The sequence below is a fragment of the Terrimonas rubra genome, from assembly GCF_042686025.1.
Taxonomy (GTDB): Bacteria; Bacteroidota; Bacteroidia; order Chitinophagales; family Chitinophagaceae; genus Terrimonas; species Terrimonas rubra.
Genome location: NZ_JBHUOZ010000003.1, coordinates 2,179,907 through 2,203,569, shown reverse-complemented (window position 1 = coordinate 2,203,569; position 23,663 = coordinate 2,179,907). Strand labels below are relative to the sequence as shown.

Genomic DNA, 23,663 nt, shown 5'->3' with positions numbered 1-23,663 from the left:
CATTAATCAATTTGGTGATCGCGTTGCTGTATGGAGCGGTATTGTTCGGGTGATACTTCCATGTATTTTTTAAACAGGCGTGAAAAATAATAGGGATCCTGGTAGCCCAGTTCTGCCGCCACCTCTTTTACTTTTTTGGTGGAATTGAATAAGAGTAAACAGGCTTTCTGCAGCTTGAGGTGTATAAAATAATCCAGTGGCGACATGCCCGTAGCCTTCCGGAATAAGGTGGAGAAATGGGATGCAGAACGGTTGCTGTGTTTGGCCATGTCATCCACCGTTAATACATGATTAATATGCTCACGCATGAACAACACGGTATCGTTGATCAGGTCCTTTGATTCCCGTTTTTTCTCATTTACATGTTTACCCGGGTACAGGAAAGTGGCAATCAGATGGTAGAGGCACATATTGCTGTAAGTGATATTCTCTGTACTATAACCCATTTCCAGGCTCTGGTACATGGTTTCCCATATCTGTAAACCTTTTTCGTTAAAGGTTATTTGTTGCGGACCATCATACAAACCTATATGATAACTTTTATTGAACTGGTTAATATTATCGCCGCTGAAATGTACCCAGTAAATGGTCCAGGGATCCTGTTCGTCGGCACCATAGCTCATGGGCAGGGTAGTGGCGGGTACTAAAATAAATTCGTTCACCTTAACAGTGAACCGTTGGTTTTTAATGGTAAACCAGCCTTTGCCTTTCAGGCAATAGATGAGTATATTATCCTCACAGCCTTTTTTGCGCTCGCGGTAATGGCCAACGGCTTTGGGGAAGTAACCAATATGTTTAATGTACAATTGTTTTAACAGGGGATTGAGCCGGTTGGCTTTTTTCCATATTGCATTGGGAATACTGATAAATTTTTCTCCCTCAAAGCCATCTTTTTTCTTTAATGCCATGGTTATACCTACTGAATTAACCTGTTAAAAATTTTGGGTGATGAACCGAAATTTAAAGATACAAAATTGTAATAGGATAATCCATTTTTATGCTCAGGTGTTATTCCCGGCATATAACACTGTCATAAACCATGTATAACAAAAGCCGTAATGGTATGGCCCCGGGTATGGTATAAAGGTAATGTGAGAAGTAGTGCAGACCTGGTTGTTAAACAACCTGCCGGTAGGCATGGGTTTCACCGGTGCTCATTGAGGTAAACCTTAAAATAATTGCCGGGTGCAGTAGAATAATCCATCATATTCCGAGAATAAGCTATTGTTGCGCTCTGACCACTGGTTTACTTTTGGTTCAGGTATTACGATTGATACCCCAAACTTGCTGTATATGAAGAAACTTTTTTGTAAGGTGAAACGGCCCTCCTGCGCCGTTATGCTTTTATTTTTCTCTTTTCTTTTTGCCGGTAATACAGGATTACAGGCACAGGTTACCCAAAAAATAACGGTGAGCGGTACGGTGGTTGACACGGCCGGTAATCTTATTGACGGCGCCAGCGTAATGTCTGATAAAGATGTAAAAGTGGGCACCAATACCGATGTGAACGGCCGGTTCATATTGGAGGTAACGCCCGGCACCGTACTGGTGATAACCTATGTCGGTTTTCAACAACAAAGGATCACGGTTACCGGCAGTATTACTACATTCTCCATCCGCCTGGTACCTTCGCCCTCTTCTTCCGATGATGAAGTGGTTGTGGTGGCCTTTGGTAAAAAACAACGAAAGGAAGCGATCGTGGGTTCGGTAACCACGGTACAACCGGGTAATTTAAAAATTCCGTCCAGTAACCTTACTACTTCCTTAGCAGGACAGGTAGCGGGTATGATCGCTTACCAGCAAAGTGGACAGCCTGGTTTGGATAATGCTACTTTTTTTATACGTGGTGTAACAACTTTTGGTTACAAACGTGATCCGCTGATCTTAATTGATAACGTGGAATTAACGGCCAGTGACCTGGCCCGTTTACAGGTGGATGATATAGCCAGTTTCTCTATTTTAAAGGATGCAAACGCCACTGCATTGTACGGCGCCCGCGGTGCAAACGGGGTAATACTGGTTACGACCAAGGAAGGTAAAGCGGGTAAACCCAATATCAACCTGCGGGTGGAGCAATCCATGTCGCAGAATACACAAAGTTTAAAATTAGCTGATCCTATCACCTACATGAACTTATTTAACGAAGCAACGGTAACCCGCGATCCTTTACTGCCTTTGCCTTTTTCGCCCAATAAGATCATTAATACCCAGGCTACTATTGATGGTGCACCGGGCAGTAACCCCTATGTTTACCCGGCGGTGGATTGGCTGGATATGTTGTTTAAAAAACGTACGTCTACCCAACGTGCTAATTTAAGTGTAAGCGGCGGCGGCGGTGTGGCCCGTTATTATATCGCGGGATCGTATAATGTGGACAATGGAATTTTGAAGGAAGATAAGATGAACAATAACGACAATAATGTCAAGTTCAGGAACTACCAGCTGCGTTCCAATATCAATATCAACTTATCAAAAACCACTGAGTTGATCGTTCGCCTGTCCGGTAACTTCAGTGAATACAACGGGCCAATGACGGCGGATGGAGGTTTCTCTACCGACCTGTATAATATAGCCACGCATACCAGCCCGGTATTATTCCCGGCTTTCTTTCCCAGGGATTCTGCCAGGGCCAATTCCAAACATATTTTATTTGGTAATGTAGGTGGTGACGGAGCCAATTCTATCCGTTACAATAATCCTTACGCGGCTTTATTACGCGGACATAAAAACTCCTCACAATCACGTATGTCGGCACAGCTGGAATTAAACCAGCGACTGGATTTTATTACCCAGGGCCTGACCTTCCGGGGTATATTTAATACCAACCGTTATTCCTACTTCGAATCTTCCATGGCTTACTCGCCCTTTTATTATAATGTAGGCACTTACGATAAAATGAGCAACAGGTATACCCTTAACTGGTTAAACTCACAGCCTACAGGCTCCAATGTGGCACAGGAGTATTTAACATACAATCCGGGTTATACCGATCTTAATACCTTCTTATACTTCCAGGGTGCATTGGATTATAATAAACGTTTAGGAGATCATAATATCAGTTCTTCCCTGATCGGCGCGGCCCAGCAAACCAGTTTTGCCAATGCTTCCACTTTATTTAAAGCCCTGCCTTACCGTAACCTTACACTGGCAGGCCGTGCTACTTATTCTTATTTGAACAAATACTTTGTAGAAGCCAGCTTTGGTTATAATGGTTCTGAACGTTTTTCAAAAAATAACCGTTTTGGTTTCTTCCCCACCATTGGTGCGGGTTGGGTAGTATCGGATGAAAAGTTTTTTGAGCCGGTTAAAAATATCATCAGCCGCTTTAAATTAAGAGGCAGTTATGGTTTGGTAGGTAATGATGCCATCAGTGAAAGAAGGTTCTTCTACTTATCCGATGTTAACCTATCCGGCGGTGGTAACTATGCTTATTTCGGCACCCTGAATGCTTACCAGCGCAGTGGCGTTTTTATCAATAACTACGAAAACCTGGATGTAACCTGGGAAACCTCCAAACAAACCAACCTGGCTTTGGAGATGACCATAATGAAGAACCTGAACTTTATTGCGGAAGTATACAATTATGACCGCGAAAATATATTAATGAACCGGGCCAGTATTCCTTCCACTCTGGGCCTGGAGTCGGCCATTACTGCGAATTTAGGTAAGGCGAGGGCAAGGGGTATTGACCTGTCACTGGATTATAAACAAAGTTTTACACCCGATTTCTGGGCTGCTGTGCGGGCCAACTATACCTACGCCACCAATAAGTATACGTTATATGAAGAGCCTAACTGGGCAGAGCCCTGGCGTTATGTAACAGGCCAGCCTATTAACCGCCGCTGGGGTTATATAGCAGAACGTTTATTTGTGGACGACCTGGAAGCTGCCAACTCTCCGCAACAGGTATTTTCGGTAAATGGTAATGCGCCCAAAGGCGGTGATATTAAATACCGTGACCTGAATAACGATGGTATCATTGATGGTGCCGACCAAACCTTCCTGGGCTTTCCGGAAGTACCGGAGATCGTATATGGTTTTGGTTTTACCAGCGGGTATAAAAGTTTTGACCTGTCCGCTTTTTTCCAGGGCCAGGCTAGGGTATCTTTCTTTATCGACCCCAGGCGTGTGAGTCCTTTTGTGCCGAGTCCCGATGAATATATATGGGGCAATACACAACTGTTACAGGAGTTTGCCAACAGTCACTGGAGCGAAGACAACCAGGACCTGTATGCTGTATACCCGCGTTTGGGCACTACGGCTGCAGAGATTGAGAATAACTTACAAAACAGCACCTGGTGGATGCGGGATGCTTCTTTCCTGCGTTTGAAATCGCTGGAAGTAGGGTACACCGTACCGCCGCGTATACTCAAACGTTTAAAGATCACCAATTGCCGCGTTTACTTTAATGGACTGAACCTGTTAACCTGGAGCAAGTTTAAAATGTGGGATCCTGAATTAAGGGGAAATGGTTTCAGCTATCCCATTCAGAAAGTATATAACCTGGGCATTAATATCAACTTATAATTTTTGTTTACCGGCCGCAGTTCCCTGGGGAGCTGATGTTGCGACGCTCCGTTCATCGTTCCGGCCATTGGTCAGCAAAACAATACAAACCTGAGATAAATATAGAATCGTATGAAACGCTTTGTAAAAATAGTCATGATGGTATTGGTGTCAGCCTCCTTTGCCTCATGCAAAAAATACCTGGATGTAACCCCGGATAATGTGGGTACACTGGAATATGCATTCAGGAACAGGAACGAAGCAGAAAATTATCTGTTCTCCTGTTATGCCTACCTGCAGCGTTTAAGTGATGTGGCCCGTAACCCGGGTTTCACTACTTCTTCGGAATTAATATACCCGAATAACCTGACAGATTTTTTAAATTTTAACCGCACCGGCTTTAACCTTATTAACGGTACCCAGAATGCTGCATCGCCGGGGTTGAATGTATGGGATGGTGATGGTGACAATGAAATTTACAGCCTGTTCCGTTCTATCCGTATCTGTAATATCATGCTGGAGAATATTGATAAACCGGTTGATCTTTCGCAAAGTGAAAAAGCAAGATGGATAGGAGAGGTGAAATTTTTAAAAGCTTATTATCACTATTATCTTTTCCGTATGTATGGCCCCATACCTATTACAGATGTTAACCTGCCTATTACCAGCACACCGGAAGAAGTAAGGGTAAAACGTGATGCGGTGGATGATGTGGTGAACTATATTGTAAAACTGCTCAACGAAGCGGCTGAGGCTTTACCGGTGCGTATCGATAACCAGGCCCGCGACCTGGGACGTGTTACCCGGCCTATTGCAATGGCGGTAAAAGCGGAAGTACTGATGACCGCTGCCAGTCCTTTATTCAATGGTAACCCTGACTATGCTTCTTTCACTGATAAAGGTGGTAAGGCACTTTTTCCGCAAACCTACGATGCACAAAAATGGGTGGCAGCAGCCGATGCCTGCCGCGAAGCTATTGAAGCATGCGAAGCGCAGGGTATGAGTTTATACCAGTTTGTACCACCGGCCACCATCAGTAATATCAATGATGATATTAAACGCGTGCTGACCATACAAAACGCGGTAACCGAAAGATGGGACCTTAATCCCGAGATGATCTGGGCGCAGAATCCTTATTTCTCTTACCAGGGTCATGCATCGGTGCGTTTAACCTCGCGTTCGGTGGTGAATGCATTTTCTAACCCATCTACTTTTTCTGCACCCATCTCTACCCAGGAACTTTTTTATACCAGCAATGGTGTGCCTATGAACGAGGATAAGAACTGGAACTATGCCAATCGCTACCATTTAAAAATGGCTACCCAGGCCGATAAAAACTATCTACGTCCCAACTACGAAACCGTGGAAGCGCATTTTGGCCGTGAACCCCGGTTTTATGCCAACCTGGCTTTTGATGGCGCTGCCTGGTTTGGTAATGGTAAAATGGACGCTAATGATATGTACACCGTACAGGCACGTGGTAACAGTGCATTGGCCGGCCCCAAAGACCGTATACGTTTAAATATTACCGGTTACTGGCCTAAAAAACTGGTGCATTATTTATCTGTTTATGACGATGGGTTTCAACCCATTCATTTCCGGATGCCCCTGATGCGTTTGGCCGGTTTATACCTGTTATATGCCGAAGCCCTGAACGAGGTGAATGGCCCAAATGCAACGGTGTTTGAATATATTGATAGGGTAAGAACCCGTGCCGGCTTGCCCGGGGTACAGGCTGCCTGGACCAATTCATCGCGTAACCCGGCTAAACCAAATTCAAAAGATGGCCTGCGTGAAATTATACACCGCGAAAGAAGGATAGAATTATGTTTTGAAGCACAGGCCGGCTGGGATTTAAGGCGCTGGAAAGAACTGCAGCAGGTGTTAAGCGTGCCTTTGCAGGGGTGGAATATTTACCAGCCTGAAGCATCCAACTATTACCAGCAGCAGATACAGTTATTACCGGTGTTCCGTTTACGGGATTATTTATGGCCCATTAAAGCCAATAACCTGATCATTAATCCCAACCTGGTACAAAACCCATATTGGTAAAATCATAAGCAGTAATTGAACTGTACAACCATAATACTGATTGCTTAATACTGAATATACAATTATGAAAAATAAAAAACTGAGAACAATACCCCTGCTTGTAGCGTTGGCGGCCGTATTGTTTTCCTGTACCAAGGATAAAAATTATAACGAACCGGCTTCAAACGATAAAACCAAACCGGGAGTGGTAACCAATATCCGGGTAGAGAATTTTAACGGCGGAGCGCATATCATTTACACTTTGCCTAATAGTCCCAACCTGTTATATGTAATGGCCGGTTACGAGATCCGCAAAGGTGTGAAAAGAGAAACCAAAGCCAGTTACTATACTGATACCATTACGGTACAGGGCTTTGCTACTGCCGGTGAATACCAGGTAACCCTGGAAGCAGTAAGCCGCGCCAATATAAAATCAGATCCCGTACAGGTAACCGTGCATCCGCTGGATCCTTATTACAAATTATCTGCCGCTACTATTCAGTTATCAGCTGATTTTGGAGGGGTAAATGTTAAAGCACAAAACCCCAATAAGCGGTCATTCGGTTATATTTTACTGGAACTGGATCCTGTTACGAATGAATATGGGATTGTGGAGCAACATTATGATGCGGGTGAGCATGTAAATTTTTCTGTAAGAGGTTATAATACAGAAGCCCGCCGTTTTGGAGCTTATATCCGCGATGAGTGGGGCAATACTTCTGATACGGTTTTTGCCCAGATCAGTCCTTTGTTTGAAACACAGCTGAACAAGTCCTTATTTTTTAAATATGCTTTGCCTTCCGATACGGAAATAGGGTATGGCTGGGACCTGCCTTATTTGTGGGATGGTAAGACCGATGGATATTCCAATGGCTGGCATACTAACCCCGGAGGCAGTTATCCGATGGTATGTACGTTTGGCCTGGGGGTATATGCCAAGCTGAGCCGTTTTGTATTATACAATCGTCCTTTACAGTTTGCTTATAGTCATGGTAACCCCCGCAAATTCTCATTATGGGGCACCGATAAGGTATCGCCACAGAATGCGGTATTACCGGCTTACTCCGATGAAGGAACGGTAGTAGGTGACTGGGTGAATTTAGGCAACTTTATCTTCCCCGATCCGCCATCAGGTTTAATGCCGGGGGCTACCAATGCCAGTGATGAAGCTTTTGTGGCGGCAGGTGTCAACTTTAATATTCCCTTGGTTAGTCCAAAAACAAGATATATCCGGCTGAATGTAGCGGAAACATGGTCCGGTGGCGACTTTGCACATGCTATGGAAATAACATTTTTTGGTGATCCTGATTAATATGATTCACACTTAATTCAAGTAAAATGACAAAGCTTAATAAAATATATTTCTTGGTTATATTGCTGGTAACCGTATGGGTAGCCGCCTGTGATAAAAGCGATAAGGAGTTCAGGAATTACCTGGACGATAAAGAACTGATCTACCCCGGTGTGCCTTTACAGGTAAAAGCCCGGGCCGGTAACGGAAGGGTAATGGTGTACTGGAAACCCAGCCCTGACCCGTCTATTCAAAAGTATATTGTGTACTGGAATAATAAAGCCGACTCTGTAGTGGTTCCCGCTACAAGAGTTAGTGGCCAGGATTCTATCAGCACCATCATTCCAAACTTGTTTGAATACACTTATTCCTTTACCGTACATGCCATTGATACAAAGGGGAACCGTTCTATACCTTTGGACCTGAATAATGTAAAGATATACGGTGCTGTATACCGGGGTGGTTTAATAAACCGTTTTCCCGATAATGCCAATCCATACGAAGTACAACCTAACGGCGATGTATTGTTACGTTTTGCGGCAACAGATACCAGCAATGTTGGTACTACCATTACCTATACCAATAATAATAACCAGCAGGCTACCGCTTTCCTGTCGCAGTTAAATAATACGGTTACGCTGGTTAACTATAAAGCCTCTACACCTGTAACTTATCAGTCGGCCTATGTGCCGGTTACCAATGCATTGGACACTTTTACAGTAAACAATGCGGAAACTTTTCCCACTATTTACACCAATGTATTGTGCAATAAATCCATTTTTGCGGCCCTCAACCTGCCTTACGATGTACAGCCTTACGAGTCGCAGACCAGTATTGCTAAATTATGGGATGGTTCTGTTGGCCCCCAGGGTTATCCGAATATTTTCCATAGTAATGGCAATAGCCAGTTACCGCATCATTTCACTTTTGATATGGGCGCTGTATATAACCGCCTGGGTATTATGGAAACCACGGGCAGGGATTGTTGTCATAACCCTACCGAGTATGAAGTATGGGGTATTGCCAATATTACCGGAGCTGAAACAACCGTGCCCGGTAATGATGCCAACTGGAAAGCCAATGCCCTTGCAAAAGGATGGACTTTATTAAGTGATGTAGTACGTTCGGACGACGGGAAGGGGCCTTACAGGATAAACTTAATGGAGAACCCGCCACCCGTGCGTTATATACGTATACGTGTTAAAAAAGTGGCATCCGGTGAAAACGCTTACAGTAATTTAAGTGAGCTTAGTTTTTGGAATCGCCAGTAATCAATCATTTTATTCCATAGAAAAATCCATGCGCAGTATCATTTAATCCATTTATTGTTGATGCAGGAATGGATAGTTTTGAGCACCTGATTTTCTAACGATTAATACTATTTGTACTCATGAGATTGCGTTTGTTGTATGCCGGTTTTCTTTTGTTGTTATCATCATTTGTCCAGGCCCAGACTAAGCCTTTAAAAATATGGTTTGATAAACCTGCCGCGCAATGGGAAGAAACATTACCCCTGGGTAACGGAAGACTGGGTATGACACCGGATGGGGGTGTACAATCGGAGAAGATCGTTTTGAACGATATTACCATGTGGTCGGGTGGACCGCAGGATGCCAATAATTATAATGCCTATAAACAATTACCGGCTATTAAAAGCCTGCTGGACCAGGGTAAAAATGATGAAGCACAAAAACTGATCGATAAGGATTTTGTTTGCCTGGGCCCCGGCTCCGGCGGTAAACAATGGGGATGTTTCCAGTTGCTGGCCAATTTACAGATTGACTATAACTATGGCAATGCCTCTGCCGCAGCATATACCCGGTACAAACGTGTATTATCATTAGACAGTGCATTAGCTACTACGCATTTTTCGCTGGATGGTGTTCAGTATAAACGTGAATACTTTACCAGTTTTTATGATGATGTGGATGTGATAAAAATTGAAGCGGATAAGGCCGGGGCTGTAAATTTTGCTGTAAGCATTAACCGTCCCGAAAAAGGTACCGTACAACTGGTGAACAAAGCCTTACAACTAAGCGGGCAACTGGACAATGGCACAGATGGTAAGGGCATGCAGTATTTAACCGAAGTACAGGTAAGAAATACCGGCGGTACGGTTATGTATGAGCATGATAAACTGGTGGTGAAGAACGCTAACAGTGTGATCATATTTATTTCCACTGCTACCGACTTTAAAAACCCGGGTTATAAAACAACCGTCGCCAAAAACATGGCTGCGGCGTTAACCCGCTCTTATGCGCAGCAAAAACAACAGCATATTACCCGGTTCAGGAAATTGTTTAACCGTTTATCCATTGACCTGGGTAGCGGACCGGCCGAAGCACTGACCACCGACAAGCGCCTGGCGGCATATTATGAGAACCCCCAGAACGACCTGGGTATGCCGGCCTTATTCTTCCAGTTTGGCCGTTACCTCACCATCAGCAGTACCCGTGTAGGTTTATTGCCGCCCAATTTACAGGGCTTATGGGCGCACCAGGTGCAAACGCCCTGGAACGGTGATTATCACCTGGATGTGAATGTGCAGATGAATCACTGGCCGGTGGAATTATCCAACTTATCGGAATTGAACCTGCCATTGGCCGAACTGGTAAGGGGATTGATGAAACCCGGTGCTAAAACCGCTAAAGCTTATTATAATGCTGAAGGGTGGGTAGCGCATGTAATAACCAACGTATGGGGATTTACGGAGCCTGGGGAAAGCGCTTCCTGGGGTATCAGCAAGGCGGGATCGGGGTGGCTGTGTAATAATTTGTGGGAACATTACGAGTTTACCAACGATATTAATTACCTGAAAAGTATTTATCCGATCATCAAAGGCTCGGCAGCATTTTATAACAGCATTTTAGTGGAACATAAAAAAACAGGCTGGCTGGTTACCTCACCATCCTCTTCACCGGAGAACTCTTTTTATGTGGCCAATGGCAATCATGCCAGTATAACTGAAGGCGCTACCATGGATAACCAGATCATCCGGGAAATATTTAACAACGTGATCACTGCTTCTAAAAAATTAAATATTGATGCGGCTTTCCGTAACGAGTTAATACAAAAGTTACCCAAGCTGCCGCCGCCTGGTGTTATTGCACCCGACGGCCGTATTATGGAATGGATAGAGGATTATAAAGAGACCGATCCGGAGCACCGGCATATTTCACATTTATATGGCTTATTCCCTGGCAACTTAATTACACCAGGTGCTACTCCTGATTTAGCAGCGGCGGCCAAAAAAACACTGGAAGTACGTGGTGATGATGGCCCCAGCTGGACCATTGCCTATAAACAATTATTCTGGGCCCGGTTATTAGATGGTAACCGTGCGTTTAAATTGTTAAGAGAAATTTTAAAACCAACATTACGTACCGATATTAATTATGGCAAAGGCGGTGGTGTATATCCCAATATGTTCTCGGCCGGTCCGCCATTCCAGATAGACGGCAATTTTGGTGCAGCAGCCGGTATTGGTGAAATGTTATTACAAAGTCATGCCGGGTATATTGACCTGCTGCCGGCTATTCCTGATCTCTGGAAAAGCTATGGCAAGGTAAAAGGATTGAAAGCCCGCGGCAATTTTACGGTGGATATGGAGTGGAAGGATGGAAAAGTGATTAGTTACAGTATACGATCGGTAACACCTAAAAAAGTAAAAGTGAAGGTGAATGGGGAGATGAAGACGGTGATGAGTGGGAGATAATTATGAATGATGAATGTGGAAAGCAAAAGCTTAAAGCTAAAAGCAGAAAGCTGAGTGCCGAATGCTGAATGCTGAAATCTGAAACCTGAAAGCCGGAACTACTGCTGAGAGGCTGTAAAAAAGAAATTTAAAAAATGATCACATCGATAACAGTACAGGATAAACGTTATCCGTTAGGTAAAGGTGCGGGAAGTGATGCCATACACAGGGATCCTGTTTATTCGTATGCTGTTACCGAACTGCATGATGACAGCGGACATACAGGAATAGGACTGGCTTTTACCTTAGGCGAAGGCAATGACCTGGTATGTAAAGCAGCGGCATTTTATGCGCAGCAATTAAAGGGCAAAGATATTGAAGGGGTGATGCGGCAATTTGGTGTGTGGTCTTACCAGGCATCTAATGAACAGCAGTTTCGCTGGCTGGGGCCACACAAAGGCGTAGTACAGTTGGGACTGGCATCGGTAACCAATGCCTGTTTTGACCTGTGGGCAAAAAAAAGAGGCCTGCCTTTATGGGCTTTGCTGAACAGTTTAAATGCTGATGAAATAGTGGCCCTGCTGGACCTCTCGTACCTGGAAGATGAATTGACCGCCACAGAAGCTTTACACCTGATCAATCAGAAAACAGCCGGGAAGGAACAACGGAATACTATTTTACAAAAGGGCTATCCCGGGTATGATACATCTATAGGCTGGTTTAATTACAGTGATGAACAGGTAAAAGAAAACGTAGCCCGGGCGGTAGCTGCAGGCTTTACGGCCATGAAATTAAAAGTAGGATCAACTGACCCGGAAAGAGATATAAGGCGTGCGCATATTGTAAGGGAAGCGGCAGGTGAAAGGGCGAGTATTATGCTGGACGCCAACCAGCAATGGACCTTGCCCCAGGCTTTGTATATATGTAATGCATTAAAAGGGATGGATCCCTTCTGGATAGAAGAGCCCACACACCCGGATGATGTTATAGGCCACCGGACCCTGGCCAATGCTATTGCCCCGGTAAAGCTTGCGCTTGGAGAACATGTGCCGAACCGGGTGATCTTTAAAAACTATTTACAAACCCAGTGCGCCGGTTTTATGCAGGTGGATGCTGTGCGGGTAGGCGGGGTAAGCGAGTTTATCACCGTAAGTTTATTATGTAAAAAATTCGGCATACCCGTAGTGCCGCATGTAGGTGATATGGGACAGTTACACCAGCACCTGGTATTGTTTAATCATATCAGCCTGGGACATGAGGCTTTGTTTTTAGAACATATACCACACTTGCGTGAACATTTTGTACAGCCGGTACAGATAAAAGATGGCGTGTATATAACACCGCAGGAACCGGGTAGCAGCTGTGATTTAAAATAAAAATTTGCCGATGATTGCCAACGTTGATATTGTTATTGCCTGTTTGTATATCCTGTTCATACTCATTGTGGGTTTATGGGCTGGCATATCACATAAACGGAGGAGTAAAGCGGCGGCAGCAGATGAGTATTTCCTGGCGGGTAAAAGCCTGCGCTGGCCTGCCATTGGTTTGGCATTGTTTGCCACCAATATATCTACGGTACACCTGGTAAGCCTTGCCCAGAGCGGATTTGATTCGGGATTGCTGAATGGTAATTTTGAATGGATGTCGGCCTTTACGCTTATTTTACTGGCTTTATTTTTTGTTCCGTTCTATATAAAATCAGGCGTTGCTACCTTGCCCGATTTCCTGGAAAAAAGGTATAACCGTTCCTGCAGGGACTGGTTAACGGTGATCTCTATCTTCTCGGCCATTATCATTCATATAGCTTTCTCCATGCTGGCTGGCGGCATTGTATTAAAAACCTTATTTGGGGTAAGCATGTACACCAGTGTGATCATCATTTCGCTGATCACGGCGGTATATACTATTATAGGCGGGTTGAAGGCTGTGGTGGTTACTGAATCGATACAGACGATAGTGCTGGTAACGGGTGCGGTGATCATTAGTTATGCAGCGTTTCAGAAAATTGGTGGTTGGGAACCCATGGTACAGGTATTACAACAGGAGGGTGGTATGGAAAAATTGTCCCTGTTACGCCCGCATGGCGACAGCAGCGGCATGCCCTGGTATGCTATTTTCCTGGGTTACCCGGTGTTAGGTATCTGGTACTGGTGTGCCGATCAAACCATTGTACAGCGGGTGCTGGGGGCTAAGGATGTAAACCATGCCCGTGTTGGTTCCCTGTTTTGCGGCTTCATAAAAATATTACCGGTCTTTATTTTCGTATTACCGGGGCTGATAGCCTATGCTTTAACACAAAGCGGGCAACTGGATGTAAGCAGTTTACAGACGGTAGACGCCAATGGCAATACCGTTGTACAATCGAAAGGCATATATACTTTAATGATCACACAACTGTTACCGAGTGGTTTGATAGGGGTGCTGGTGGCGGCTTTATTATCCGGTTTGATGAGCCAGGTAGCAGGAGCTTTAAACTCTGTTTCTACCATGGTAAGTTATGATGTATACCAGCGGTACAAACCGGGCACCACGGATAAAAAACTGGTGCAGGTAGGAAAAATAGCGGCCGGCGTGGCCCTGGTTTTCTCCTTGCTTTTATTACCCCTGTTAAATAAATACGAGAGCATTTTTATAGGCCTGAATGATATTATTGCGCATATCGCACCACCTATTACCTGTGTGTTCTTATTGGGTGTTTTCTGGTCTAAGGCATCGGCTGCTGCAGCCAAACATACCTTATGGTGGGGCTCTTTACTGGGAGCCATTGTATTTGCAGTGAATAAACTGGTGCCGGGTAGTTTACTGGCGCAGGTACCTTTTATGATGATGGCTTTTTACCTGTTTTGTGTTTGTGTCATCATGCAGGTGGTGTTGTCCTATGTATTCCCGGTACAACATACTGCGGAAAGTAAAAACCTTTTCTGGACAAAATTATCGGAGCCATTCAGGATGAAAGCATGGTCCGGCCCGGGGAATTATAAACTATTGACGGTATTATTATTAATGGTAATGACCGTATTGTACTATATGTTCAAGTAACCTATTGTTGTATGTGTAATAAGGTTGGTAGCATAGTGTAAAACATAACCAGTCATTCATTCAATTTATTAATGGCATGAAGCAGTTAATGGATAAAATTATTTTTTTAACCGGCGGATCGGCAGGTATTGGCCTGGAGTGTGCCCGGAAATACCTGGAGAACGGTGCCATTGTGGTAGTGGTGGCCAATACCTCTGAATCATTACGCCATGCACAGCAGGTACTGGATAATGCGCATGCACATTTTATTTTGTGTGATGTGGCTTGTGCTGCCGAGGTGGAGCAAGCTATTCAAAAAACCATTGAACAGTTCGGAAGAATTGATGTGATACATAATAATGCCGGCCTTGCGCAGCCATCCAGCCCGATACACAATACCTCTGATGAAGAATGGTACCGTTTATTTGATGTGAATGTAAAAAGCATTATGCTTACTGCCCGGTATGGTATAGCTGCCTTGATAAAAGCCGGTGGTTGTATCATTAATACCAGCAGCCTGGTGGGGGAGATAGGCCAGGACAACCATGCAGCTTATGCGGCTTCCAAGGGAGCGGTAAATGCTTTGACCAAATCGATGGCATTGGATTATGCGCCCTTTAAAGTAAGGGTGAATTCCGTGGCGCCGGCGGGTGTATGGACCGATATGTTGCGTAAATGGAGCAATGAACAACCGGATCCCGGCTCAATGGAACGCTACCTGAATAATATTCATGCACTGGGATATTGCCCGGACGGCGATGTGGTGGCTGATGCCTGTGTTTTCCTGGCATCGGACAATGCTAGATTTATTACCGGGCATATTATGCCTGTGTCCGGCGGTGCCGAACTGGGTTATCGTACGGTGACGCTGCAGGAGCAGGTGGCCTTATAAATACAACCACATTTATATTACGGTTGAAAGAGCTAACAGGCAAAAGTCCATTTTTTACACAATATTATCCATTGGCCGGGGTGTCCTCCCTTAATAGCTTTGTAAGCGGTTACTATATATTTTACCTGCTATATTGGATAGTTAATTATATTGCTTGCATAACCTCTTTATCCCCGCTTCGCTTTACTGTGTAAGTGATCTTGCCGGCATATAGACACTATCAATATTTAATTAAATGATTATGAAAAGGTTTTTGTTGTCTTTTATTGCTATCGTAACAATTGGATCCCTTGGTCAGCTACGTGCACAAAATATTATTATACCGGTTGAAACTGCTGAGACAGCCCTGGTACTACAGGCTGATAAAGACAAGAACCTGTCCATTATTTACTTCGATAAAAAGCTGGCCAATAAAAACGAATATGAGCAGGTAGCCGCTGTATATAAACAAACCGGGGATTATACACAGGTACTGAACGCTGCTTATACCGGTTCGGGTTCCCGCAACCTGGCCGAGCCGGCTATTACGGTTACGCATGCCGATGGTAATAATTCGCTGGACCTGCGCTATGTGAACCATAAAGTAACCCGCGAATCTGACGGAGTTTCTTTATTAACTGTATTACTGAAAGATCCCGTGTATAATTTTGAAGTGACCCTGTTCTACAAATCCTATTTTAAACAGGATGTGATTGAACAATGGTCCGGTATAAAACATAACGAGAAGGGTAATGTAACCCTGCATAAATATGCTTCTGCCAACCTGCATTTAAAAGGAAAGGGATTTTGGTTGAACCAGTACTTTGGTGACTGGGCTAAGGAGATGCAGGCCGAAGAAACCAAAATCACCCATGGCATTAAAACCCTGGACTCCAAACTGGGTACCCGGGCTAATTTATTCCAGCCATCCGTATTTATGGTATCGCTAAACAAACCGGCCTCTGAAGACGAAGGCACTGTATTATATGGCGCTTTGGAGTATAGCGGTAATTTCCGTACCGACCTGGAACTGGATTTCCAGGATAACCTGCGAATTATTTCCGGCATTAATAACTATGCATCACCTTACACACTAAAAGCAGGTGAGGAGTTTATTACACCCATGTTCCTGTACCTGTTATCTCATAAAGGGAAAGGGGAAGCCAGTCGTAAAATGCATGACTGGGCTCGTAATTATAAGGTACTGGATGGAAAAGGTCAGCGATTGACCTTATTAAATAACTGGGAGGCGACTTATTTTGATTTTAATGAAGACAAACTGAAAGCCCTGTTAAAGGATACCCGTAAATTAGGGGTTGACCTGTTTTTACTGGACGATGGCTGGTTTGCCAACAAATACCCCCGTAATGGTGATGTGGCCGGACTGGGCGACTGGCAGGTGAACAAGACCAAGTTGCCAAATGGTATTGCAACGTTGGTGGAGGAAGCACAGAACAACCAGGTGAAATTCGGCATCTGGATAGAGCCGGAAATGGTGAACCCGAAGAGCGAATTATATGAGAAGCATCCGGACTGGGTGATCAAACAACCGAAGCGGGAGGAGCATTATTTCCGGAACCAGCTGGTACTGGACCTGGCCAACCCCAAAGTACAGGACTTTGTATTTAATGTAGTGGATGAGCTGTTTACACAAAATCCTAAACTGGCCTATATTAAATGGGACTGCAATGCGGTTATTTATAATGCCTACTCTTCATACCTCAAAAACCAGTCTCATTTTTATATTGAGTATATGCGTGGCCTGTACAATGTGTTACAGAAGATCCGGAATAAATACCCCACCGTGCCGATGATGCTGTGCTCCGGCGGCGGCGGACGGGTGGATTATGCCGCCCTGCAGTATTTTACGGAATTCTGGCCCAGTGATAATACCGATCCGTTGGAACGGATATTTATGCAGTGGGAATACTCCTATTTTTACCCGGCCATTACCAGTGCCAATCATGTTACTGACTGGGGCAAACAACCCATCAAATACCGTACAGATGTAGCCATGATGGGTAAGCTGGGCTTTGATATTGTGGTGAGTCATTTATCAGAAAAGGACCTGGCCTATTGCCAGAATGCCATTAAGGAGTACAACGGGTTCAAAGATATTATCTGGCAGGGCAACCAATACCGGCTGGCCAACCCCAAAGAGGGTAGTGTGGCCAGCATGGCTTATATCAATGAAGCCAAAAGCAAGGGTATTATCTTTAACTACCTGGTGAATAACCGCTATGGCGAGGGCAGTGTGTACCCTGTTAAATTAAAAGGACTGGACGCAAAAGCCAGTTACCGGTTAAAGGAAATTTGTTTGTACCCGGGAAATAACTCCCCCATAGATGCCGGTAAAACCTATAGCGGCGAATTTTTAATGACGGTAGGTTTTAACCCCCAGGTGAACAGCGGACGTACCAGTGTGGTATTACAACTGGAAAAAGCAGGTAATTAATAAGAATATTAGTTTCGGATGAAAGGCGCGACGACAGTTGCGCCTTTTTATATTATACTTCACTATGCCGGGTAACATGATAAAGCTTATTTGAAGGGGTGAAAATCTGTTTTTTGAATAGGGGTGAAAAAGCCACTGTTAGTTCAATTACAGCCGTTTTTTGGGTGAAAATTCTATTTTCAAAAAAAAGTTTAAACTTTTTTAAAAATTACGCAACGGTATGCATAACGTAACGCGAATTTTTCACAAGCGTTTGCATAAAATGGCAGTCTTTTCCGCTGATTTTTTTATAGTTAAAGAATTTATCTTGTAAGCGTAAACAGGGATTAAAGCATAAAAACAGGGTTAAAAAAATGCTATTTTTTTGTTCCCCGCTTACATAAAAATCAGAAACTGTTAAGGACTCAAACTGCAAGCGAACTATGGGAAAAATAACTGACTTCAGATCAGGTGTTATTAAAGGTATATCTGTATTTTCGATTGCCTTGCTTTCCTCTCAACTAAGTATGGGGCAAAATCCTGTTAAGGATACGGCTAACGTAAATGATACCACGTATAGCTTAACTACTGTTACCGGCGTAACACTGGAAGGTGTTAACAGCGATATCTTAAATGAGTACAAGCGTCTCAGGCTTAATAATATTTTGTTTCAGCCGTATATTTCTTTGCAGCAAATGCTGAAAGGGAATGCGGCAGGTGTTTATGTACAGGAGCCTTCGGGAGAACCGGGCACAGAACAAAACATTTTTGTAAGAGGCATTGCCACGCCATTATTAAGTAAACGTGAATTGTTTGACAACCAGGCTGCCGTTTTTGTGAACGGTATTCCCTTGTCACTGGAAAAACCCTTTGCCTACGATATACAGCAGTATGATTTTAACCGTATAGGAACTGCTACCAACCTGTTAAGCGTAATTCATAACGAGAATATTGAGTCCATAGAAGTGATAAAAGACCCCGCCAGGCTGGCCGCTTTGGGGCCTATTGCTGCGAATGGCGCTATCTGGATCTTAACAAAAAATGCCAAATCCGGTAAAAGCGAGATCAGTGTGAACGGGTACTACGGTTATGCAGTAAAAGAGGTGGTTACCCCTATTAATGCGGCTTATGAAAACAGGTTCCGTTTACCTTATTATGATAAATTCGGCACCATAGATGACCGTTATGCTTATCCTGCCTATTTACAGGATTCTTCCAACAGTGATTACTACGGAAGAGCCAACTGGACGGATCTGTATTATCAGAATGGTGGTTTATATAATGTAGACCTTAGTTTAACAGGCGGTACCGACAGGGCCAACTTCCGTTTTTTTGGTGCTGCTACAAAAAACTCCGGTAATGCCGACAATACTTCTTTAAACAGGTACATGGCTTCTTTTGCCATTAATGTGGCCCCGTTAAAATGGTTAACCGTATCTACCATGATCAATGCCACTTTAATGGACAGGTTCAGGAACCGTAATTTCCGGGACCGCCTGGCAGAAACACGTTATATTCCGGATATTTCCAACCCCCTGGCCCCCAACAAATCAGTATATGCCAGCTACCTTGATCTATATGACCGCATGACCAAGGATGATAACCGTAATAATGCCGTGCAGGGATATTTTGCCATTGCTGCTGATCTGAAACAATTCAAATTTAACAGCCGTATAGCATTTGATTATAATGAAGCGACCAGGGATGTATTTTATCCTACCCAGTTAATGGAAGGAAACAACTTTGTGTCTAACTACTTTGGTTATAACCAACGTATTGTTATCTCCAATACCTTGGGTTATAATCTGGCCTTTTCAAAAGTGAGCAACTTATTGCTGGAGGCGGGCCAGAACTACCAGGCCGATATCAATAAGTTTGATTATGCCTACGCTTATAACGGACCTAATAACTTTATTAAATTGAATATTGTAAACGGGTCTACCTCTAACGAGGCTTATTTAACGCCGGTGGGTTTCCGGGTTTATTACTTCCCGTCTAAATCTCAATCTTCATTGGCTTCATTTTTTGGACGTGCTACCTACAGCTATAATAATTTATTCCAGCTGACCGGTATTGTAAGACGTGACGGCTCATCGGCCTTACAACCTGATAACAGGTGGAGGACCAATGTTGCCGGTAGTATCAGGACTTTCCTGAAAGATGTATTGTTTGAAAATAATAAAGCTGTTTCTGCCTTTAATGCCTATGTTTCCTATGCAAATATGGGGCATGTCTTTTCAGATGACCGTTTTTCAAGAGGTCCCAACTTACGTCCCGACCTGTCTTTCACCGGTAATCCTACATTAGCAACCTATAATGGTTTTCCCGCACTTACCCGTCCTTATAATACCGGCTGGGTAGGGTATGGTATTCCCTGGATGTATAGCGATAACATCTCAGGTGGTGTGGAATTAGGTTTGTTCGGGAACCGTGTATTCGCCAACGTTGAAGTATATAGCCGCACAACCAAAAACCAGTTGATCCCTGTGCCTGTTCCGCTGGAATGGGGTTACACAGGCGCTTACTCTTCCGGTTTATCGGTTAACAACAGTGGTATTGATGTTAGTGTTTCTGCCGATATTATCCGTCCAACAAACAGTAATAATATCAGCTGGTCGGTAAATGGTAACATGAATTACAACCGTAATGAACTGAAGGCTTTACCTAAAGGGCTGGATGAACTGGTTATCGGTTCAACAAAATTACAGGTGGGTAAACCGATCGACGCATTCTGGGTATATACAAATGAAGGTATATACAATACTGATGCCGAGGTTCCGGTAAACCCGGTAACCGGTAACAGGCTGTCCATAAAAGGTGTAACCTTTAAAGCGGGCGATGCCAGGTGGAAAGATGTGAACGGTGATTTTAAAATTGATGAGAACGATAAAGAATTATCCGGTAACTACCTGCCTAAAATAACCGGTGGTTTTGGCAGCACCTTCCGTTACAAATCATTATCACTGAACTTCCAGTTCTACTTTGCCCTGGGGCATAAAGTATTGAACCAATATGCTGCCAACCGTCTTGACTTTATTAATAATGACAGCCGCGATAATATTAACGCTATAAAAGAGATCACTTTCTGGGAAGAGAAAACTGACCTGGGCAGTTATCCCTTCTACAACCCATGGAGTGATGCTATTCCATACCGTGCAGACCAGACATTGTTTTTACAGGATGCATCATTCATGAAACTTCGTTCTGCTTCTTTGCATTATGATATCCTGTTCAATGCTAAAAAGAAGAGAGCGGCCTTCTCTAAAGCAGAAGTTTATTTAAGCGGTACCAACCTGTTCACTATTACCAAATTCAATGGCGATGATCCGGAGCTGGTACAATACAATGGTGTTTACAATGGTACAGGTTTACCTATTCCCAAGATGGTGATCATAGGTCTGAAGCTGGATATTGTTAAATAAACCAAGGAAACAAAACTTAACGCACTAACTATATATTACTATGTCTCATTTTAATATCGCGAAAAAAGTATTCTGGGTACTGGGCGCCGGTATATTGCTGGGAACAACCTTTTCCTGCAATAAACAACTGGATAAAGCTCCGACTAACCAGTCCAGCGATGAAAATAACTGGAAAACTTTTGATGATGTAAGAGCCGGCCTGATTGGTATGTATGGCTTAACCCGTGCTGCCATTGCCGATAATAATGGTCACTGGCTGTGGGGTGAATTGCGTAATGGTGATTTTACTTCTTATAACCGCCCTGACCTTCGGGCTATTATATCCGGTAACCTGACCGCAGGTTATCCTGTAATAGAATCTGTTTCCAACTGGCGCCGTTTTTATGCTGCTATTAATGCCTGTAATTTATTTATTGAGAACTCGGCCAAGGCTTTGCAGGATACCCGTTATACAGAATTAAATAACCGGGTAGATGTGGCACAGGCCAGGGTGATAAGGGCTTTTCTTTATTTCTATATGGTTCGTATATGGGGCGATGTTCCTTTGATCACGCAATCGCATGAAGGAAGTTTCAGGGAAGTTGCACGTACCTCCCAGGAAAGAGTATTAGGGTTTGCACAATCTGAGATCGCAGAGGCTGCTCCTGCATTACCTTATTCTTATGGTAATGACGACCCGGCCATGCCTGGTACCGTTTACTATACAAGTAACAATACATTCTGGCGTAATACCATTTTTAATAAAGTATCGGCTTATGCGGTACTGGCGCATATCACTGCCTGGCAGGGTAATTACCTGGAAACAGTAGCGTATACCAATTTTGTTTTAAATAATTATCAGCGTATCGGTGTAAACTATTTGAGTATCGATCAGCTTACCGGGGCCACAGGCGTATTCAATAACAGGGGCGAGGGCTTAACATCCAATGCCCAGATGCTTGCTTTTGCTTTCCAGAGTGACAGGGGTGAAGCAACCGTAGACGGGCATATTGAGCAACTTACGCTGGCACAACCACTGGTTTCCAAGTTGCGCCCTGATATGTACATTACTAAAGATAGTCTTGCCTCTATGTTTGCACCTTCAGGTGGTTTTGATATGCGTTTTGGCCTGGATACTGTAGGTCTTAACCAGGGTCTGCCTACTTTATACCGTGCAAAATATATTACTAATTACAGTGACCAAATTCCCATTTTCAGTAAAATAAAAGCGATCAACGGCGGCGTGGTATCACAAAATGATTTCAAAGTGTTTACTTCTGCTATACTCTTTACAAGGCTGGAAGAAATAACCCTGCTAAAAGCAGAAGCGTTAGCAGCCCTGGGTTCAAATAATACCGAAGCCTATAGCTTATTGAACACCATCCGCAGTTTACGTGGCCTGAGTACTTTATCAGCTTCCGGTAACAGTAACCTGCTGGATGAAATATTCAAAGAACGCCGTCGTGAGTTGGCTGGTGAAGGCTGGCGCTGGTATGACCTGGTGAGGTATAATAAAATAAAACGTAATGATCCTGCCTTCAATAAACTGATCAGTGAGGGTGGCATTTACTGGCCTGTAGCGGCAGAGGTAATGAGCCGCAATTCACTCATCGTTCAAAATCCTTACTGGCAGGACTAACCCGGCAGATGAAGGGTATTAAGTTTTTAATATTTAAGAAGCAATAAAAATAAATTATGATACTGGGCTTTTTCCGTAAAATAAGTTTTGTCCTCCTTGGAAGTATAGCCATGCTATGCATGCAGGGTTGCGAAAAACACAGCGAGCAATATTATAATTACGATGAGCAGCTAAGCGTGTTCAACGGTACAACCTATGATTACCTGGTAGAAAAAGGCGGGTATGATTCATTGTTACTGGTAATTGACCGGGTAACCGGATTAAAAGAGGCCCTGCAGAATGATGAGGTTACTTTATTTGCCGTACAGAACAACAGTTTCAAACTTTCACTGGAAGCATTGAACCTGGTACGCAGAACTTCCAATCCTGCCCGCCCGGCACATACTTTATCAACGCTGGATTCGGCAAACCTGGATACACTTGCTTCACGGTATATACTTACCGGTTTGTACGATGCGGAAAGCGCTAATTTAAAAGACGGGGCCTATATCCCTTCCATAAAGTACGGTTATGTAATGAACATGAAGTATGAAAGGGTAAATGCATCCGGGTATCAGAATGGTGGTCCGCAACGTTTATACTTTGGTGATACAAAAACCAGTAAAGACGGTATCATTCCGCCATTTGACTACTGGATCGTTTCACCTACCCAGATCGTAAACGTAAAAACTAAAAACGGGTATGTTCATGTGCTGGCTGCTGGTCATGACTTTGGTTTTGGAGATGAGTTTGTAAAACGAATGAATAATCCATAATTACCTATTACTAAAAGAAAAGT

Annotated in this window: 13 protein-coding genes; 12 read left to right on the top strand and 1 reads right to left on the bottom strand. The window is 43.8% G+C overall.

The annotated features are described in order from the left end of the window. Window positions 1-2: 2 nt before the first annotated feature. Window positions 3-908: an AraC family transcriptional regulator gene (locus ACFS6H_RS18470; RefSeq protein ID WP_386102553.1), complete on the bottom strand. Its 906-nt coding sequence runs from the start codon at window positions 906-908 to the stop codon at window positions 3-5. 385 nt (window positions 909-1,293) lie between these two features. On the opposite strand from ACFS6H_RS18470, the gene ACFS6H_RS18465 reads away from it, so the two are divergent. The 12 genes from ACFS6H_RS18465 (at window position 1,294) to ACFS6H_RS18410 (ending at window position 23,640) form a co-directional block, all read left to right on the top strand. After that, the gene (locus tag ACFS6H_RS18465) at window positions 1,294-4,527 is read left to right on the top strand and encodes a SusC/RagA family TonB-linked outer membrane protein (protein ID WP_386102550.1); all 3,234 of its coding nucleotides are present in this window, start codon (window positions 1,294-1,296) and stop codon (window positions 4,525-4,527) included. 111 nt (window positions 4,528-4,638) lie between these two features. After that, window positions 4,639-6,558 carry a RagB/SusD family nutrient uptake outer membrane protein gene (locus ACFS6H_RS18460; RefSeq protein ID WP_386102547.1) on the top strand — a complete coding sequence of 640 codons (1,920 nt, stop codon included), beginning with the start codon at window positions 4,639-4,641 and terminating at the stop codon, window positions 6,556-6,558. Between the two features lie 64 nt (window positions 6,559-6,622). Further along, entirely contained in the window at window positions 6,623-7,849 is a 1,227-nt protein-coding gene (locus ACFS6H_RS18455; RefSeq protein ID WP_386102544.1) for a DUF5000 domain-containing lipoprotein, read from the top strand. 26 nt (window positions 7,850-7,875) lie between these two features. After that, window positions 7,876-9,099, top strand: a complete 1,224-nt coding sequence (locus tag ACFS6H_RS18450) for a DUF4998 domain-containing protein (RefSeq protein WP_386102541.1) — start codon at window positions 7,876-7,878, stop codon at window positions 9,097-9,099. 119 nt (window positions 9,100-9,218) lie between these two features. Then, window positions 9,219-11,543, top strand: coding sequence for a glycoside hydrolase family 95 protein (locus tag ACFS6H_RS18445; protein WP_386102538.1), 2,325 nt, complete (start codon window positions 9,219-9,221; stop codon window positions 11,541-11,543). 134 nt (window positions 11,544-11,677) lie between these two features. After that, a complete protein-coding gene (locus tag ACFS6H_RS18440) occupies window positions 11,678-12,898 on the top strand; it encodes an enolase C-terminal domain-like protein (RefSeq protein WP_386102535.1) in 1,221 nt (406 codons plus the stop codon). 10 nt (window positions 12,899-12,908) lie between these two features. Beyond that, entirely contained in the window at window positions 12,909-14,561 is a 1,653-nt protein-coding gene (locus ACFS6H_RS18435; protein WP_386102532.1) for a sodium:solute symporter, read from the top strand. Between the two features lie 76 nt (window positions 14,562-14,637). Beyond that, window positions 14,638-15,432, top strand: coding sequence for an SDR family NAD(P)-dependent oxidoreductase (locus ACFS6H_RS18430; protein ID WP_386102529.1), 795 nt, complete (start codon window positions 14,638-14,640; stop codon window positions 15,430-15,432). Window positions 15,433-15,673: 241 nt separating this feature from the next. Next, on the top strand, window positions 15,674-17,866 hold the full coding sequence (locus tag ACFS6H_RS18425; RefSeq protein WP_386102526.1) for an alpha-galactosidase: 2,193 nt from the start codon (window positions 15,674-15,676) through the stop codon (window positions 17,864-17,866). Between the two features lie 422 nt (window positions 17,867-18,288). Further along, the gene (locus ACFS6H_RS18420; RefSeq protein ID WP_386102523.1) at window positions 18,289-21,267 is read left to right on the top strand and encodes a SusC/RagA family TonB-linked outer membrane protein; all 2,979 of its coding nucleotides are present in this window, start codon (window positions 18,289-18,291) and stop codon (window positions 21,265-21,267) included. A 40-nt stretch (window positions 21,268-21,307) separates the two neighbouring features. Beyond that, the gene (locus ACFS6H_RS18415) at window positions 21,308-22,885 is read left to right on the top strand and encodes a RagB/SusD family nutrient uptake outer membrane protein (protein WP_386102520.1); all 1,578 of its coding nucleotides are present in this window, start codon (window positions 21,308-21,310) and stop codon (window positions 22,883-22,885) included. Window positions 22,886-22,941: 56 nt separating this feature from the next. Next, window positions 22,942-23,640, top strand: a complete 699-nt coding sequence (locus tag ACFS6H_RS18410; protein ID WP_386102517.1) for a hypothetical protein — start codon at window positions 22,942-22,944, stop codon at window positions 23,638-23,640. Window positions 23,641-23,663 lie beyond the last annotated feature (23 nt).